At 63.1% G+C, this 17,911-nt stretch carries 14 protein-coding genes and 2 pseudogenes; 12 read left to right on the top strand and 4 right to left on the bottom strand.

Annotated features, from left to right (window positions below; genetic code table 11):
* The first annotated feature begins 76 nt into the window (after window positions 1-76).
* The 11 genes and pseudogenes from rimP to GTW25_RS10710 all read left to right on the top strand — a co-directional run bounded on the left by rimP (window position 77) and on the right by GTW25_RS10710 (window position 13,001).
* Entirely contained in the window at window positions 77-730 is a 654-nt protein-coding gene (gene rimP, locus GTW25_RS10755) for a ribosome maturation factor RimP (RefSeq protein ID WP_252912116.1), read from the top strand.
* A 50-nt stretch (window positions 731-780) separates the two neighbouring features.
* A complete protein-coding gene (nusA, locus tag GTW25_RS10750) occupies window positions 781-2,385 on the top strand; it encodes a transcription termination factor NusA (protein ID WP_252912115.1) in 1,605 nt (534 codons plus the stop codon).
* Complete coding sequence (locus GTW25_RS10745) at window positions 2,342-3,070, top strand: RNA-binding protein (RefSeq protein WP_290127989.1); 729 nt, start codon at window positions 2,342-2,344, stop codon at window positions 3,068-3,070. The genes nusA and GTW25_RS10745 overlap by 44 nt, the downstream gene beginning before the upstream one ends.
* The gene (gene infB / locus GTW25_RS10740; protein WP_252912113.1) at window positions 3,067-5,703 is read left to right on the top strand and encodes a translation initiation factor IF-2; all 2,637 of its coding nucleotides are present in this window, start codon (window positions 3,067-3,069) and stop codon (window positions 5,701-5,703) included. The genes GTW25_RS10745 and infB overlap by 4 nt, the downstream gene beginning before the upstream one ends.
* 108 nt (window positions 5,704-5,811) lie before the next feature.
* A complete protein-coding gene (gene rbfA, locus GTW25_RS10735; protein ID WP_252912112.1) occupies window positions 5,812-6,225 on the top strand; it encodes a 30S ribosome-binding factor RbfA in 414 nt (137 codons plus the stop codon).
* Between the two features lie 2 nt (window positions 6,226-6,227).
* Window positions 6,228-6,926, top strand: a pseudogene (gene truB / locus GTW25_RS10730) (tRNA pseudouridine(55) synthase TruB); the annotation flags it as partial.
* A 39-nt stretch (window positions 6,927-6,965) separates the two neighbouring features.
* Window positions 6,966-7,196, top strand: a pseudogene (locus GTW25_RS20685) (tRNA pseudouridine(55) synthase TruB); the annotation flags it as partial.
* Window positions 7,197-7,420: 224 nt separating this feature from the next.
* The gene (locus GTW25_RS10725; RefSeq protein WP_252912110.1) at window positions 7,421-9,067 is read left to right on the top strand and encodes a sensor histidine kinase; all 1,647 of its coding nucleotides are present in this window, start codon (window positions 7,421-7,423) and stop codon (window positions 9,065-9,067) included.
* Between the two features lie 76 nt (window positions 9,068-9,143).
* The gene (gene rpsO, locus GTW25_RS10720; RefSeq protein WP_308206256.1) at window positions 9,144-9,539 is read left to right on the top strand and encodes a 30S ribosomal protein S15; all 396 of its coding nucleotides are present in this window, start codon (window positions 9,144-9,146) and stop codon (window positions 9,537-9,539) included.
* Between the two features lie 244 nt (window positions 9,540-9,783).
* Window positions 9,784-11,934: a polyribonucleotide nucleotidyltransferase gene (gene pnp / locus GTW25_RS10715; protein ID WP_252912108.1), complete on the top strand. Its 2,151-nt coding sequence runs from the start codon at window positions 9,784-9,786 to the stop codon at window positions 11,932-11,934.
* Window positions 11,935-12,011: 77 nt separating this feature from the next.
* A complete protein-coding gene (locus tag GTW25_RS10710; RefSeq protein WP_252912107.1) occupies window positions 12,012-13,001 on the top strand; it encodes a class I SAM-dependent methyltransferase in 990 nt (329 codons plus the stop codon).
* On the opposite strand, the gene GTW25_RS10705 is transcribed toward GTW25_RS10710, so the two are convergent.
* The 4 genes from GTW25_RS10705 to fabA form a co-directional block, all read right to left on the bottom strand.
* Window positions 13,002-14,528, bottom strand: coding sequence for a putative bifunctional diguanylate cyclase/phosphodiesterase (locus GTW25_RS10705; RefSeq protein WP_252912106.1), 1,527 nt, complete (start codon window positions 14,526-14,528; stop codon window positions 13,002-13,004). It lies immediately after the preceding gene.
* A 65-nt stretch (window positions 14,529-14,593) separates the two neighbouring features.
* The gene (gene fabI / locus GTW25_RS10700) at window positions 14,594-15,415 is read right to left on the bottom strand and encodes an enoyl-ACP reductase FabI (protein WP_252912105.1); all 822 of its coding nucleotides are present in this window, start codon (window positions 15,413-15,415) and stop codon (window positions 14,594-14,596) included.
* Window positions 15,416-15,419: 4 nt separating this feature from the next.
* On the bottom strand, window positions 15,420-16,640 hold the full coding sequence (fabB, locus tag GTW25_RS10695; RefSeq protein ID WP_252912104.1) for a beta-ketoacyl-ACP synthase I: 1,221 nt from the start codon (window positions 16,638-16,640) through the stop codon (window positions 15,420-15,422).
* 50 nt (window positions 16,641-16,690) lie between these two features.
* Window positions 16,691-17,206 (bottom strand): 3-hydroxyacyl-[acyl-carrier-protein] dehydratase FabA, encoded by a 516-nt coding sequence (fabA, locus tag GTW25_RS10690; protein WP_252912103.1) that lies wholly within the window; start codon window positions 17,204-17,206, stop codon window positions 16,691-16,693.
* A 221-nt stretch (window positions 17,207-17,427) separates the two neighbouring features.
* Between fabA and irrA the strand changes: the two genes are divergently transcribed.
* Entirely contained in the window at window positions 17,428-17,856 is a 429-nt protein-coding gene (irrA, locus tag GTW25_RS10685; protein WP_252912325.1) for an iron response transcriptional regulator IrrA, read from the top strand.
* Window positions 17,857-17,911: the final 55 nt, after the last annotated feature.

Genomic DNA, 17,911 nt, shown 5'->3' with positions numbered 1-17,911 from the left:
CGGTATGGCAAGAGTGGGTCCACCCGGTCCCGCTCTTTTTTGTTACCGGCCGCGACAGCGAACCGGGAAGGCCGCTTTGAGCGACACGACGATTGAGACGCCTTCGGGCGACGACCGCATCATCCGCGAGACGGGCATCGACGCGCGCATCGCGCAGATCATCGAGCCGGTCATGCGCTCGATGGGCTACCGGCTCGTGCGTGTGCGGCTGTCGGGCCAGAACGGCCTGACCTTGCAGATCATGGCGGAGCGCTTCGACGGGACGATGACGGTCGAGGATTGCGAGGAGGTGAGCCGCGCGGTTTCGCCGGCTCTCGACGTCGAGGACCCGATCGAAAAGGCGTATCACCTCGAAGTGTCGTCGCCGGGCATCGACCGGCCGATGGTGCGAAAGGCCGATTTCATCCAGGCCAAGGGGCATCTTGCCAAGATCGAGACGGGCGTGCTGGTCGCCGGTCGCAAACGGTTCAAGGGAAAGATCGTCGAAGCGGACGATGCCGGGATCACGGTCGAAAGCGATCAGCTCAGCTATGGCGACGAGCCGGTCGCGCGCATTGCCTACGATGCCCTGGCCGATGCCAGGCTGATTTTGACGGACGATCTGATCCGCGACACGCTCAAGCGCGACAAGGCCGCCAAGAAGGCGCGCGCGCTTGCCGACGATCTGGACGACGGCGAAACCGAATTCGAGGGCGACGGCCCCGACGCCGACAACGATAACGACAATTGATTTTCGCACCCTGGGCGACGGTCCCGGGAGAATTGCCCAAGGAGACCATGATGGCAGTTAGTGCAAACAGGCTCGAACTTATCCAGATCGCCGATGCGGTCGCCCGCGAGAAGTCGATCGACAAGGAAATCGTGATTGCGGCCATGGCCGACGCGATTCAGAAGGCCGCGCGCTCGCGATACGGTCAAGAGACCAATATCCGCGCCGACATCAATCCCACCACGGGCGAGATGAAGCTGCAGCGCCTTCTCGAAGTCGTCGAGCAGCCCGAGGAATACGCGCGTGAGATCGCACTCGAGGACGCGCGCCACCGCAATCCCGATGCGCAGGTCGGCGACTTCATCGCCGAGCAGCTCCCGCCGATGGATTTCGGCCGCATCGCCGCGCAGTCGGCCAAGCAGGTCATCGTGCAGAAGGTGCGCGAGGCTGAGCGCGACCGCCAGTATGACGAATACAAGGATCGCGTCGGCGAGATCGTCAACGGTTCGGTCAAGCGCGTGGAATACGGCAACGTGATCGTCGATCTGGGTCGCGGCGAAGCCATCATCCGCCGCGATGAACTGATCCCGCGCGAGAACTACAAATATGGCGACCGTGTCCGCGCTTACGTCTACGACGTGCGCCGCGAGCAGCGCGGACCGCAGATCTTCCTGTCGCGTACCCATCCGCAGTTCATGGCGAAGCTCTTCACCATGGAAGTGCCGGAAATCTACGACGGCATCATCGAGATCAAGTCGGTTGCCCGCGACCCCGGCTCGCGCGCCAAGATCGCGGTCATCAGCCGCGATTCGTCCATCGACCCGGTCGGCGCCTGCGTCGGCATGCGCGGCTCCAGAGTTCAGGCCGTCGTCGGCGAGCTTCAGGGCGAGAAGATCGACATCATCCCGTGGAGTCAGGACGCGGCGGCCTTCATCGTCAACGCGCTGCAGCCGGCCGAAGTCGCCAAGGTAGTGCTGGACGAGGATGCCGAGCGCATCGAAGTCGTGGTGCCGGACGACCAGCTCTCGCTGGCCATCGGCCGTCGCGGCCAGAATGTCCGTCTCGCCTCGCAGCTCACCGGCTGGGACATCGACATCCTGACCGAGGAAGAGGAATCGCAGCGCCGCCAGAAGGAGTTCGTGGAGCGCTCGAACCTGTTCATGGACGCGCTCAACGTCGACGAGATGGTCGGCCAGGTGCTGGCGTCCGAAGGTTTCACCTCGGTCGAGGAAGTCGCCTATGTCGAGGCGGAAGAGATTGCTTCGATCGACGGTTTCGACGAGGACACCGCGTCCGAGATTCAGGAGCGTGCCCGAGAGCATCTCGAGCGGATCGAGACCGAGCACGATACCAAGCGCCGCGAACTGGGCGTCGAAGACGAATTGCGCGAGCTTCCCGGCATGACGACGGCCATGCTCGTCGCGGTCGGCGAGGACGGCGTGAAGAATATCGAGGACTTCGCCGGCTATGCCGTCGACGATCTGACCGGCTGGAAAGAACGCAAGGATGGCGAGACGAAACTGTTCGAGGGCGTTCTCTCGCCCTTCGGCGTCAGCCGTGCCGATGCCGAGCAGATGGTCGTCGCGGCGCGCCTGAAAGCTGGATGGATCACCGAAGACGATCTCGCTTCCGATGAGGAAGAAGCCGTACTCGAAGACGACGCGCAGGGCGCCTGAGGCACCGGAAAGGGCAGCGACGCACTTGAACGCGCCAAGCGAACGCACATGTATAGTGACGAGAAGAGGCGGGTCGCCTGACGATTTGATCCGCTTCGTCGCCAGCCCTGATATGGGCGTCGTTCCCGACCTGAAGCGCAATCTGCCCGGTCGCGGCTGTTGGGTGACGGCCGAGCGTGCGGTCGTCGACAAGGCGGTGGTGAAGAATCTCTTCGCCCGCGCCCTGAAGGAGAAGGTGGACGTATCGCCGGAACTCGGCGATCTGGTCGACCGGCTTCTGGCGAAGCAGGCGCTCGGCGCGATCGGACTGGCACGCAAGGCCGGGCGATTGGTTCTGGGCGCGGCCAAGGTCGATGCGGCCGTGCGCAGCGGCAAGGCGGTTCTGGTTTTGCATGCACGCGAGGCGTCGGAGGACGGCGTCAGGAAGATCACCCAGGCGCGGCGTTCGGTCGTGCATCTGGGAGGCCCCGACATCCCGGCCTACAAACTCTTTTCGCAAGCCGAATTGGGTTTGGCATTGGGGGGGGCAAATGTGATACATGCTGCCGTGCTTGGCGCAGATGCGGGCAAGGCGGCGGCAAAGCGCGTGGGTGCGCTTGACCGATATCGGGGCGGAACCCCGGACCAGCGGAATGCGAATGCGGCGGTCGCTGACGATCAAGAGGCCGCAGAGGATACGGAATGAGTGATACGAAATCGGGTGACGACAAGACGTTGAGCGTCAACACCAAGAAGACCTTGACGCTGAAGCGCCCCGGCGTGGAGCAGGGAACCGTGCGCCAGAATTTCTCGCACGGCCGTACCAAATCCGTCGTCGTCGAGACGAAAAAGCGCAAGTTCTCCATGCCCGGCGAAAAACCCGAGGCACCGGTTGCTGCCGCTCCGGTCGCGCCGAAGCCGGCTGCGCCGGTTCAGGCCGCGCCTGCTCCCGCGCCCGCTGCGCCCGTGATTCAGCCGGTCCCGCGCGCACCGCAGCCGCAGCGGTCTCAGCCGGCTTCGCAGCCTTCGCGCCCAGCGCCACGGCCTTCGGGCAATCGCGGCGGAATGGTGCTGAACGAATTGTCGTCCGGCGAGATGGATGCCCGCCGCCGTGCGCTGGAAGGCGCGCGCGTTCGCGAGCAGGAAGAGCGTGTGCGTGCTGCCGAAGACGCCAAGCGTCGCGCCGAGGAAGATGCACGCCGCGCCAAGGAGCGCGAGGAATCCGCGCGTCGCCAGGCCGACGAGGAAGCCCGCCTGCAAAGCGAGGCCGAGTCGCGCCGTCGCGCCGAGGAAGAGGCGCGTCGCCGTGCACCGGCAACCGTAGCTGATGCCGAGGAAGCTTCGGAAGACGGCCGCTCCAAGGCGCGCCCGGTCGTTGCTGCCAAGCGTGGTCCGGTCAAGCCGGAAGTCGCCGCACCGCGTCCGGCCAAGACGCGCGGCGAGGAAGATCGCCGCCGTGGCAAGCTGACGCTGTCTTCCGCGACGTCGGAAGACGATGCGCGGGGCCGCTCCCTGTCGTCGATGCGTCGCCGTCAGGAGAAGTTCAAGCGCTCGCAGATGAACGAGCCGCGCGAAAAGATTTCCCGCGAGGTCGTCCTGCCCGAAACCATCACGATCCAGGAACTCGCCCAGCGTATGGCCGAGCGCGCGGTCGATGTGGTCAAGTTCTTCATGAAGCAGGGCCAGATGATGAAGCCCGGCGACATCATCGATGCGGATACCGCCGAGCTCATCGCAGGCGAATTCGGGCACACGGTTCGCCGTGTGGCCGAGTCGGACGTTGAGACCGGCATGTTCGATATCGAGGACAAGGCGGAGGATTTGAAGTCGCGTCCGCCCGTCGTCACCATCATGGGCCACGTCGATCACGGCAAGACCTCGCTGCTCGACGCGATCCGCAAGGCGAACGTCGTTTCCGGCGAGGCCGGCGGCATCACGCAGCATATCGGCGCCTATCAGGTCGAGCAGGACGGTCAGACTATCACCTTTATCGACACGCCCGGCCATGCCGCCTTCACGGCCATGCGTGCCCGCGGCGCGCAGGCGACCGACATCGCCATTCTGGTGGTTGCGGCCGACGATAGCGTCATGCCGCAGACGATCGAATCCATTAATCATGCCAAGGCGGCAGGCGTTCCGATCATCGTGGCGATCAACAAGATCGACAAGCCTGAAGCCGATGCGCAAAAGGTGCGCACCCAGCTTCTCCAGCACGAGGTCTTCGTCGAATCGATGGGCGGCGAGGTGCTCGACGTCGAGGTTTCGGCCAAGAACGGCACCAATCTCGACAAGCTGCTCGAGGCGATCCTGCTCCAGGCCGAAATCCTGGATCTGAAGGCCAACCCGGACCGTACGGCCGAGGGTGTCGTCATCGAAGCCAAGCTCGACAAGGGCCGTGGTTCGGTCGCGACCGTTCTCGTTCAGGCCGGCACGCTCAAGATCGGCGAAATTCTGGTCGCCGGCAACGAATGGGGCCGTGTCCGCGCCATCGTCGACGACAAGGGTGGTCAGCTCAAGGAAGCTGGCCCGGCCATGCCGGTCGAGGTTCTGGGTCTCCAGGGCACGCCGCAAGCGGGCGACCGCTTCGCCGTGGTCGAGAACGAGGCCAAGGCGCGCGAAATCGCGGAGTATCGCCAGCGTCTCGCTCGCGAGAAGGCCGTTGCACGCCAGGCTGGTCAGCGCGGTTCGCTGGAACAGATGATGTCGCAGCTCCAGACGAGCGGCCTCAAGGAGTTCCCGCTGGTCATCAAGGGCGACGTGCAGGGTTCGATCGAGGCGATCATCGCTGCGCTCGACAAGCTCGGCACCGAGGAAGTGCGCGCACGCATCGTCCATTCGGGCGCCGGTGCCATTACGGAGAGCGACGTGTCGCTGGCCGAGACGTCGGGTGCCGCCATCATCGGCTTCAACGTGCGCGCCAACAAGCAGGCACGCGACGCATCCGAGCAGGCCGGCATCGAAATCCGCTACTACAACATCATCTACGACCTCGTGGACGACATCAAAGCCGCCATGTCCGGCCTCCTGTCGCCCGAACGCCGCGAGACCTTCCTCGGCAATGCCGAGATCCTCGAAGTGTTCAACATCACCAAGGTCGGCAAGGTGGCGGGTTGCCGTGTCACGGAAGGCAAGATGGAGCGGGGCGCGGGCGTGCGCCTCATCCGCGACAACGTCGTCATCCACGAAGGCAAGCTCAAGACGCTCAAGCGCTTCAAGGACGAAGTCTCCGAAGTGCCGGTCGGTCAGGAATGCGGCATGGCCTTCGAGAACTACGAGGACATTCGCGCCGGCGACACGATCGAGGCTTACCGCGTCGAGATGGTCACGCGCACGCTTTGATTGCAGGCTGAATGAATGGCGGCAGCTTTCGAACTGCCGCCATTTCCCTGTTCGCCAGACGGATGTCGCAGGTTCTATCCCTGCGGCACCGCACGGAGGTTTATTCCCATGTCCAAATTCGCTTCGGACGGTCCGTCCCAGCGCCAGTTGCGTATCGGCGAGCAGGTGCGACACGCCCTTTCGGACGTCATCCAGCGCGGCGAAATCCGCGACGACGCCATCGAAGGCACCGTGATTTCGGTGTCGGAAGTGCGTATGTCGCCGGATCTCAAGATCGCCACGGCCTTCGTCGCCCCGCTTGCCGCGAAGGATGATCAGGCCGTCATCAAGGCTTTGGCGAAGAACGCGAAGTTTATTCGCGGCCGCGTATCCGGCGCGCTGCGTCAGATGAAATACATGCCGGAGTTCCGTTTCCGGCTCGACACCAGTTTCGACAACATGGCCCGCATCGATGCGTTGCTGCGCTCGCCTGAAGTTGCGCGCGACCTCGATGACGAGGACGAAGACAGGAAAGACGGCTGAAAATGGCGCGGCGCGGAAAGAAGAAGGGACGTCCGGTCTCGGGCTGGCTGATCCTCGACAAGCCGGTCGGCATGGGCTCGACCGATGCGGTGTCGAAGGTGAAATGGCTTTATAATGCGGACAAGGCGGGCCACGCCGGCACGCTTGATCCGCTGGCATCGGGCATGCTGCCCATCGCGCTCGGCGAGGCGACGAAGACCGTGCCTTACGTTCAGGACGGGGCGAAGGTTTACCGCTTCACGGTAACATGGGGCGAGGAGCGCACGACCGACGACCTTGAGGGAACGGCGACGAAAAGCTCCGACAAGCGCCCGTCGGAAGCCGACATCCGCGCGATCATGCCCAACTATACGGGCATCATCATGCAGACGCCGCCGCAATTCTCCGCGATCAAGATCGCCGGAGAGCGTGCATATGATCTGGCACGGGACGGCGAAACAGTGGACATTCCCGCTCGCGAAGTCGAAATCGGCAGGTTCGACCTGATCGAATACGCAGCGGACGCTGCGGTCTTCGAGATCGAATGCGGCAAGGGCACCTATGTGCGCTCGCTCGCGCGCGACATGGGCCGCGATCTCGGCTGCTACGGCCATATCTCCACGTTGCGCCGAACCGAAGTCGATCCGTTCACCGCCGATGACCTCGTCACGATGGAGATGATCGAGGAAGCGGTCGCCGCGCATGCGCGCGAAGTGGCGGAAGGTGAGAAGCCGGGCCGACCGGAAGGCGAGCAGTTGAAGGCGCTGGATGGTCTTCTGGCCGACACCGGGGCCGCTCTCGACTGCCTGCCGCAGGTCGCGCTGACCGACGATGCCGCCGCCCGTATTCGGCTCGGCAACCCGGTCATCATACGTGGCCGCGATGCACCGCTGGAAGCCGACGAAGCCTGCGCCACCGCGCGAGGCAAGCTGGTCGCGATCGGCATGATCGAGGCCGGCATGTTCAAGCCAAAGCGCGTATTCGCCGGTTGAGCGTTCGGCCCGATCACCGTGCTGCCGCATTGCCATTTTAGCGATCCGTGAAAATCGGCCGAATCGCGATTGACTGCAGCGGCCGGTCGTCATTTGGTATGCGGGTCCTGTGGATCATGCGTTAGGATACCGGGCGCATTCGTGTTGGGTGCGCGTTGGGGGGCAGTTTGAGCGACAGGGACATTGCGGCAGATGAACATGGCGGCGCCAGGCGTCGCCGGCCTATGCCGGTCGCGACCCTGCTTGCGGCTCTGGTCGCCGTGGCGCTCATTCCGACGCTTCTGTTCATTGCCGTTCTTCTCGAGCGCAACAACCGCACGCAGCAGGATATCCTGACGACGCTCGCCGAAGCGACGGCGGGTTCGATTTCTGAAACGGTCGACCGCGAACTCGTCAGCATGGTCACGACCTTGCGCGTGCTTTCGACGGCGCGCTCGCTGCTTCTGGACAATCAACGCGAATTCTACGACCGCGCCGCTGTCGCGCTGGAGCAAACGAATTCACACCTGATCCTTTTCGACGAAGATCTCAATCAGCTCTTCAACACGCGGGTTCCCTTCGGAAGCGTGCTGGGCAGGCCATCGGACCCCGGCCCCATTGAACTGGCCCTGCAATCCGGCAACACCGTCGTATCGAACGCTTTCTACGGACAGACCGCACAAAAGTGGGTGTTCAACGTCATCGTCCCGTGGACCGACGGCGTCATCGATCGCGCGCTTGTGCTGACGCAGAACGCGGAGGACCTGACAAGCGTCATCGCGGGGCAGAACCTGCGTGGCGGCTGGAACGCGTCCGTCGTGGACGGAAACGGCGTCGTGGTCGCTACCACTTTCATGTCCTCGGAGATCGGCAAGCCGTTCTTTCTGTGGCCGAACGGCCGCCCGGACGGACCGCCCTCGCGCACCACTATTTCGGTCCAGGGCGAGGATTACGAGACGATCGCGATCAATTCATCGCTCAGCGGCTGGCAGGTCGTGGTCTGGTCGCCGTCGCGGATCGTGGCCGCGCCCCAGATACGCGCCTTGCAGGTCTTTGCGCTGGGCGGCATCCTTCTGGCGATTCTGAGCGCACTGGCAGCCTGGGTGCTCGGCCGGCAGCTTTCGCGGCCCGTGCGCGAACTGGAGGCGGATGCGCGCCGGCTGGGGAGCGGCGAAGCGGTCGTCGAAAAGCCCTATGGCGTGGCCGAGATCGCGACGATTTCCGCCGCGCTCGCCGAAGCCTCGCGTGATCGCCAGCAGGCCGAAAGCGAAATCCGGTTTCTGATGCGCGAGGTCGCGCACCGTTCCAAGAACCAGTTGACGGTCGTCTCCTCGATCGCCAAGCAGACGGCGCGACATGCGCCGGATCTGGTCGCTTTTCAGGATTCGTTCCAGAAGCGGGTTCAGGGACTGGCGCGATCGACGGACCTCCTGATCGCGGGCGGCGCGGCCGGCGTCGAACTGCGCGAACTGCTCGAAGCCCAGATCGAAGTGTTTCGACCCGATGAAGAGGCACGGCTTTCCTTGACCGGTCAGCGCGTCCGCCTGTCGCATCAGGCGGCTCAAACGATCGGCCTCGCCGTGCATGAACTCGCAACGAACGCGGCCAAATACGGCGCTTTCGCTGCCAGCAACGGGCACCTTGCCGTCACATGGACCATAGAGGGCGACAGGCTGGCAATCGATTGGCAGGAGACCGTCCCCGGTTTCGTCGCGCAGGAAGAAGGTCGCGGCTTCGGCTCGGAAGTCATCGAGCGCATGCTCGGCGGCACGCTGGACGCCGAGATCGAACGGACGGTCGGACCGGAAGGACTTTCCTGGCGCTTCGTCATGCCGGTCGAAAAGCTTCAGCCTGAGCCGGATGCCGTGCGGGCCGAACGCCGGTTCGGTTGACGCCCTGCGCTCGTGTCTATGGCCCGGCGGCCGTCTTTGCGAACCGCCGGCGCATGCTGCGGCCGAATTCGCTGGCATTTGTCGTGCAACTCCACTATATGCGCGCCATCGCCGCAGCTTTTCTGCCGCGACCACAGGCCCCCGCTGGACGACATCCCGGCCGTGGGCGACCCAATTCCTCCATTTCGAAAGGAAGCACTCGATGTCGATCACCGCTGAACGCAAGCAGGAACTGCTCACCGAATTCGGGACCAAGAAGGGCGATACCGGCTCTCCGGAAGTCCAGGTCGCGCTCCTCTCCGAGCGGATCAAGAACCTGACCGAGCACTTCAAGGACCACAAGAAGGACAACCATTCCCGTCGTGGTCTTCTGGCTCTGGTGTCGCAGCGCCGTCATCTCCTTGACTATCTCAAGGGCAAGGACGAAGGCCGCTACCAGACGCTGATCGGAAAGCTCGGCCTGCGCCGCTAACAGTTTCCCGGCGGAGCCGTGCAATCGGCTTCGCCGGGTTTTTGCATTCGGGCAAGGTGCCCGACCGCCCCTGATGTGGGGCGCTCCATGGGATAGGTCATGGGGCAGGATTGCAGGATGCTCGCGCGAACAGTGCGCTTCGATGAGCCTCCCGTTGTCTTGCCCGTGGCTCGTTCCGCCAAAGAAGAGACCGTGACGCGACAGGCGAAGGCGCTGCTGCGCATGGTCGATGAAAGGACAAGACATGTTCAATCACCACCGCGTTGAAATCGAGTGGGGCGGTCGCCCGCTCGTTCTGGAAACGGGCAAGGTCGCCCGTCAGGCCGACGGCGCCGTTCTCGCCACCTATGGCGAGACCGTCGTTCTGGCCACCGTCGTTTCGGCCAAGGAGCCGAAGCCGGGCTTCGACTTCTTCCCGCTGACCGTCAACTACCAGGAAAAGACCTACGCAGCCGGCAAGATCCCCGGCGGCTTCTTCAAGCGCGAAGGCCGTCCGAGCGAAAAGGAAACGCTGGTTTCCCGTCTGATCGACCGTCCGATCCGACCGCTCTTCGCCGACGGCTACAAGAACGATACGCAGGTCGTCGTCACGGTCATGCAGCATGACCTCGAGAACGATCCGGACATCCTCGCGATCGTCGCCACCTCCGCCGCACTGACGCTTTCGGGCGTGCCCTTCATGGGCCCGATCGGCGGCGCGCGCGTCGGCTACATCAACGGCGAATACGTCGTCAACCCGCATCTCGACGAGATGCCCGAATCCAAGCTCGACCTCGTCGTCGCCGGTACGGGCGATGCCGTTCTCATGGTCGAATCGGAAGCGCAGGAACTGGACGAAGAGACGATGCTCGGCGCCGTCATGTTCGGCCACCGCGCGTTCCAGCCGGTCATCGACGCGATCATCAAGCTTGCCGAAGTGGCCGCCAAGGACCCGCGCGACTTCGTTCCTGCCGACCATTCGGCGCTTGAAGGCGAAATGCTGGCGCTCGTCGAAGGCGAGCTGCGCGACGCCTACAAGAACACCGACAAGCAGAAGCGCTATGCCGCCGTCGACGCCGTCAAGGCGAAGGTGAAGGCGCATTTCGCACCGGCTGAAGGCGAGGAAGCCAAGTACACGTCCGAAGTCATCGGTACGGTGTTCAAGTCGCTTCAGGCCAAGATCGTTCGCTGGAACATCCTCGACACCAAGAGCCGCATCGACGGCCGCGACCTTTCGACGGTCCGTCCGATCGTTTCGGAAGTCGGCATCCTGCCGCGCACGCACGGCTCGGCCCTGTTCACGCGCGGCGAGACGCAGGCGATCGTGGTTGCCACGCTCGGCACCGGCGAAGACGAGCAGTTCATCGACGCGCTCACGGGCACCTACAAGGAACGCTTCCTGCTTCACTACAACTTCCCGCCCTATTCGGTCGGTGAGACAGGTCGCATGGGTTCGCCCGGCCGCCGCGAAATCGGCCATGGCAAGCTGGCATGGCGCGCAATCCGTCCGATGCTGCCGGCAGTCGAGCAGTTCCCCTACACGCTGCGTCTTGTGTCCGAGATTACCGAGTCCAACGGCTCGTCCTCGATGGCGACCGTCTGCGGCGCTTCGCTGGCGCTGATGGATGCTGGCGTCCCGCTGACCAAGCCGATCGCAGGCATCGCGATGGGCCTGATCAAGGAAGATGAGCGCTTCGCGGTCCTCTCCGACATTCTCGGCGACGAGGATCACCTCGGCGACATGGACTTCAAGGTGGCCGGTACGCAGGACGGCATCACGTCGCTCCAGATGGACATCAAGATCGAAGGCATCACCGAGGAGATCATGAAGATCGCTCTCGGCCAGGCCAAGGACGGCCGCGTCCACATCCTCGGCGAGATGGCCAATGCCATCACCGAAGGCCGTTCGGAACTCGGCGAGTTCGCGCCGCGCATCGAGGTCATGAACATTCCGACCGACAAGATCCGCGACGTGATCGGCTCGGGCGGCAAGGTCATCCGCGAGATCGTGGAAAAGACCGGTGCGAAGATCAACATCGAAGACGACGGCACGGTGAAGATCGCGTCGTCCAACGCGAAGGAGATCGAGGCCGCCAAGAAGTGGATCCACACGATCGTGGCCGAGCCGGAAGTCGGCGAGATCTATGAAGGCACGGTCGTCAAGACCGCCGATTTCGGCGCCTTCGTGAACTTCTTCGGCCCGAAGGACGGTCTGGTTCACATCTCGCAGCTCGCTTCGGACCGTGTCGCCAAGACGACGGACGTCGTCAAGGAAGGCCAGAAGGTCTGGGTCAAGCTGCTCGGCTTCGACGAGCGCGGCAAGGTTCGCCTGTCGATGAAGGTCGTCGATCAGGAAACCGGTCAGGAAATCACCCGCGAGAGGAAGTCGGCCGACGCCGAAGAGACCGACGCGTAATTATCGCCGAACTGAAAACGGAACGGGCGCGATCTTCGCGCCCGTTTTTCTTTGCCCGCTTTGCTCAAGAAGAAACCATGACTGACGCAAGCCTTACTCTGCTTCACCCATTCGAAACCGGCTCGCTCGAAGTACCCGGCGACGGGCCGATCCTGATCCTCAACGCCACCGAGACGGCGGTGCGGGGATTGAAGGCCGATGAAGTGACCGCGGTGCAGGATTTCCGGCCCGACTATCTGCGCCTCGAAAGGGCAGGGGCACATGTGCTGCCGGAGCCGGCCGGCGAAGGTTATGCGATGGCGCTGGTGCTCTGTGGCAGACACAGGGCCCTCAACGAGCACTGGCTTGCCGAGGCGAATGCACGCGTTCGTCCCAGCGGGTTGGTTGTGGTTGCCGGATCGAAGACCGACGGGATCGACAGCTTGAAGAAGCGCGTCGCCGCGCAGACCGAGCTTCTGGGGCAGGCGTCGAAGCACCACGGAAAGGTCTTCTGGTTCAGCGGTAATGGCACGCCGACCGACGCTCTGCCGTCGGTCGAGGTCGAGGGCGGTTTCCGGACGGTGCCGGGCCTGTTTTCGCATGACAGGATCGATGCGGGCTCGCAGCTTTTGGCCGAGCATATTCCCGACGATCTCTTCGGAGCCGTTGCCGATCTTGGCGCTGGCTGGGGCTATCTGTCCGTCGCCGTCACCCAGAAATGCCGCAAGGTGAAGCGGATCGACTTGTTCGAAGCCAGCTTTGCCGCCGCTCGGTCGGCCGAGGCGAACATGAAGGCGCTGGCACCCGGCGTGGAAAGCCGCACGCGCTGGTTCGACGTGACATCAGAGGATGCGAAGGCGCTCTACGACGCAATCGTCATGAACCCGCCTTTCCATACGGGCCGCAAGGGTGACCCGGATATCGGCATTGCGATGATCGAGGCGGCGAAACAGCTTTTGAAGCCGGGTGGCAAGCTTTTGATGGTCGCCAACAGCCATCTGCCTTACGAGGCCGCGCTCAAATCCTTCTCGCAAAGCCGCGAACTGGTGCGCACCGGCGGCTTCAAGGTGCTCGGCGCGCGCAAATAATCAGGAGACGGCGCGCAGACGCGGCCGCTCGGTTATCTGCTCGGCGGGCAGCGGCGCGGGCCTGCCATAGTAGTAGCCCTGAACGATGTTGCAGCCGGCCGCCTTGAGCATTGTGGCCTGATGTTCCGTTTCAACGCCTTCGGCAATCGCATGAACGCCAAGTGCGCGCGACAGGCCGACGATGGTCGAGACGATCGCGCCCGTATTTCCGTCGCTGTTCATGCGCTGGATGAACGACTGGTCGATCTTGAGCTTGTGAAACGAGAAGTCGATCAGGTAGCTCAAATTGGAATAACCTGTGCCGAAATCGTCGACGGCCACGGTCAGCCCCATCGCGGTCAGTTCCTTGAGGATCGCGGCGGCGCGCTCGCGATCCTGCATCATCGCGGTTTCGGTGATCTCGAGTTCGAGACGCGAGGGCGTTGTGCCGGTTTCGGCGATGATCGCTGCCACGTCGGCGACGAAGTCGCGCTTCGTAAACTCGACGGCGGAAATGTTCACGGCGACGAAACAGTCGTCGGGCAGGCGCTTTGAATCGAGGCAAGCCTGCCGCAAAACCCACGCGCCGATCTGCGTGATCATGCCCGTTTCTTCGGCGATCGGGATGAACTCGTCCGGTGGGATCATGCCGCGCAACGGATGGTTCCAGCGCAACAGTGCCTCGTAGCCAACGATGCGGCCCGTCGAAAGGTCATGCTGCGGTTGATAGTGAAGCGTGAACTCGCGACGATCGAACGCGGCCTGCAACTCGGACTCGATCCATTGCCGATAATCGGCGACCTTGCCCATCTCGGCATGATAGACCGCCCACCCGCCGATACCGGATGCGCGTGCATGCTGAAGGGCAAGATTGGAACGGCGCAGCAGAAGTTCCGGCTTGAGACCATCCTTGGGCAGGGAAGCGATGCCGATCGACAAATTGACGGACTGAAGATGGGTTTGAAGCCTGTAGGGCTTGGCCAGGCTATCGAGAAGGCGGTCGACGAACAGGTCGATGCGCTCACCGCCGTTGTTGTCTTCGATCAGCAATGCGAATTCGCCGGCCGCGATGCGCCCGATCTCGGTGCCGTGCGGGACCGATTGCCGAAGGCGCTCGGCAAAGACGCGGACGAGCTCGTCGCCGTTCGCATATCCGATCGCGTCATTGATGGACTTGAAGCGGTCGATATCGATGTCGACGAGGAAAACCGGCTTTCCCGTGGAGCGCGTTTCCCTGGCAGCCGAACCGATCTTGGACATCGTCGCCTTGCGGCTGGGCAATCCTGTCAGCTTGTCGTGCATCGTCTCGAAATGGACGTAGCGCACGGATTCATCGACGCCGGCAAAGAACGAAGTGGCCGAACTGGCGGCGGCAAGAGCGCAAAAAGATGCCATGACCAGACCGACGATGGCGGCGGGCAGAAACTCGACACCGCCCGCGCTGCCGAACCGGGTTGCGGCCAAGCCGATCGCGAAACTGCCCAGCGTGCAGGCTGCGATGGTGAGCAGCCGGAAGGTTCTCGTTCGGATCGGATTGCTATAGGGCATGCGACGCACCTCGGTTGCGATGTGTTACCGCATACTCCTTAAAGACTCATTTTGCCGTCACATGGTCATTCGGCATCGCCGACGACCGTCTCCGTCGACTTCAATTCGCTCAAAGTGGGCATCGACGTGATGTGATAGCCTGAATCCACATAGTGAATTTCGCCGGTGACACCGGACGAGAGACCGGAGAGCAGATAGAGCGCCGAGCCGCCGACCTCGTCGATGGTGACGGTGCGGCGCAGCGGCGAGTTGCGCTGCTGGTAGGTGAACATCAGCCGCGCATCGGAGATGCCCGCGCCCGCAAGCGTGCGCACGGGGCCTGCGGAGATCGCGTTGACGCGAATGTCCTTCGGTCCGTAATCGTCGGCAAGATAGCGCACGGATGCTTCGAGAGCGGCCTTGGCGACGCCCATGACATTGTAGTTCGGCATGACGCGCACGGACCCGGCATAGGTCAGCGTGAGCATCGAGCCGCCCGGATTCATCATCTCGGCCGCCTTGCGGGCGATTTCGGTGAACGAGTAGCACGAGATGACCATCGTGCGGGTGAAGTTGTCCTTCGTCGTATTGGCGTAAAGGCCCTTCAACTCGTTCTTGTCGGAAAAGCCGATGGCGTGGACGACGAAGTCGATCGTGCCCCATTCGGCTTTGAGCGCGTCGAAGACGCTGTCGATCGACGCCGAATCCTCAACGTCGCAGGGCAGGACCAGCTTTGCACCGACCTTTTCCGCCAATGGCTTCACGCGGCGGCCGAACGCCTCGCCCTGATAGGTGAAAGCGAGTTCAGCGCCATGCTCGGCAAGCTGCTTGGCGATGCCCCACGCGATCGAGTGATCGTTCGCGACGCCCATCACGAGGCCGCGTTTGCCCTTCATCAGTCTGTCCATCAGATCAATCCTGGTAGCGCTGGAAGACCAGCGTCGCGTTGGTTCCGCCGAAACCGAACGAGTTGGAGAGCGCGATGTCGAACTTGGCGTCGTCGATGCGCTTGCGAACGACGGGCATGCCTTCGAATTCGGGATCGAGCGTTTCGATATGAGCGCTTTCGCCGATAAAGCCGGCCTGCATCATCAACAGTGAGTAGATGGATTCCTGCACGCCTGCCGCACCGAGCGAATGGCCGGTCAGCGACTTTGTCGACTGGATATGCGGGATCTTCTCGCCGAATACCTCGCGGATCGCGCCCATTTCCTTGGAATCACCGACCGGCGTCGAGGTGCCGTGGGTGTTGATGTAATCGACGTCGCCCTTGACCCCGGCGAGCGCCTGACGCATGCAGCGCACCGCGCCTTCGCCGGACGGGGCGACCATGTCGTGGCCATCGGATGTCGCGCCGTAGCCGACGATCTCGGCATAGATCTTGGCACCACGCGCCTTGGCCGCTTCCAGTTCCTCGACCACCAGAACGCCCGCGCCGCCGGCGATGACGAACCCGTCGCGACCCTCGTCATATGCGCGGGAAGCTACCGCTGGCGTCTCATTGTATTTAGATGACATCGCGCCCATCGCGTCGAAGAGGTTCGACATGGTCCAGTCGAGGTCCTCGTGGCCGCCCGCGAAGACCCGATCCTGCTTGCCCCACTGGATCAACTCATAGGCGTTGCCGATACAATGCGCCGAGGTCGAGCAGGCCGACGAGATCGAGTAATTGACGCCGTGAATCTTGAACCAGGTCGCAAGCGTAGCCGACGCTGTAGAAGACATAGCCTTCGGCACGGCGAACGGCCCGATGCGCTTGGGGCTGCCCTTTTCGCGCACGATATCGGCAGCCTCCACGATCTGGCGCGTCGAAGGACCGCCCGAGCCCATGATGATGCCGGTGCGCTCATTGGTGATCTCGGCTTCCCCGAGCCCCGCATCGGCGATCGCCTGCTCCATGGCGACGTGGTTCCACGCGCCGCCCTTCGACAGGAAGCGCATGGCGCGCCGATCGACCAGTTCGGAGGCGTCCAGATCCGGCTTGCCCCATACCTGGCATTTGAAGCCGTGCTCGGCGAAATCCGGCGAGAAGGAGATGCCCGAGCGCGTATCGCGCAACGAGGCCGTGACCTCCTCGGCATTGCTTCCGATCGAGGATACGATCCCCAGTCCCGAAATGACGACGCGTCTCATGTCGCGCTCCACTGGTTGCGGGTCTGACGACCCTGAATTCGCGAAAAGGTTCAGGCAGCTTCCTGCTTCGACAGGCCGACTTTCAGGTCGGTCGCCTTGTAGATCTGTTCGCCGTCTGCCTTCAGCCAGCCATCCGCGATGCCCAGGACGAGGCGACCGCGCATGACGCGCTTGAAGTCGACGCCGTATTCGACCCTTTTGACCGAAGGCGTGACCATGCCCTTGAATTTCACTTCGCCGGTGGACAGGGCCATGCCCTTGCCCTCTTCGCCGAGCCAGCCAAGGAAAAAGCCGGTCAGTTGCCACATGGCGTCGAGGCCGAGGCAGCCCGGCATGATGGGGTTGCCCGGGAAATGGCAGGGAAAGAACCAGAGGTCCGGCTTGATGTCGAGTTCGGCACGGATGAACCCCTTGCCGAATTCGCCGCCCGTTTCGCTGATTTCGGTGATTCGGTCGAACATGAGCATCGGCGGGGCAGGCAATTGGGCGTTGCCGGGACCGAAAAGGTCGCCTCGCGAACAGGCAAGAAGATCTTCGTATCCGTAGCTCGATTTCTGTTCAGCCATAGTGCTCCGTCCTTTGGCGCGGCCGGACCGGCCGTTTCGCATGTCCCTAGCATAGTCTGTTTGACGCTGGAAACCGCGTTCGCGCTTATATGGCCTGCAGGACGGGGTCAATGCGCCGCTATTGATCGCGCGGCGGCTTGCGAATATATCTCAACGGAATGTGCCTGCCGATCGACGAGGCGGCGCAAAACGGAAATTCGGCAGCTACACCCGGCGAGCGTATGGCCTCAGGCAGCGATTATACAGCGGAAGACATTGAGAAGCGCGTCAGGAGCGCCGGGCTGCGCCCGACGCGCCAGCGCGTCGCGCTGGCCGATCTTCTGTTCGCGCAGGGCGACCGGCATCTGTCCGCCGAGGAGCTTCACGAGGAAGCCGTGGTCGCCGGCGTCGCCGTTTCGCTGGCGACGGTCTACAACACGCTGCACCAGTTCACCGACGCCGGCCTCCTGCGCATTCTGGCCGTCGAGGGCGCGCGGACCTATTTCGACACCAACACGTCGGACCACCATCACTTCTATATCGAGGGTGAAAACCGGGTGATGGACATCGAGCACGGCCCGGTCGGCGTGACCAACCTGCCGGAGCCGCCGGAAGGTATGGAAATCGCGAATGTCGACATCATCATTCGCCTGCGGCCGAAGCGCGGCTAGAGCAGCGGCGTTCTGACGAACGCCAGCCTTGTTTCTTCCAGCCGCATTTGTGCGA

Origin of the sequence: Aliihoeflea aestuarii (assembly GCF_024105665.1) — a bacterium.
Taxonomy (GTDB): Bacteria; Pseudomonadota; Alphaproteobacteria; order Rhizobiales; family Rhizobiaceae; genus Aliihoeflea; species Aliihoeflea aestuarii.
Note: the sequence above shows the minus strand (reverse complement) of the source record. Positions and strands in the feature narration are given on the sequence as shown.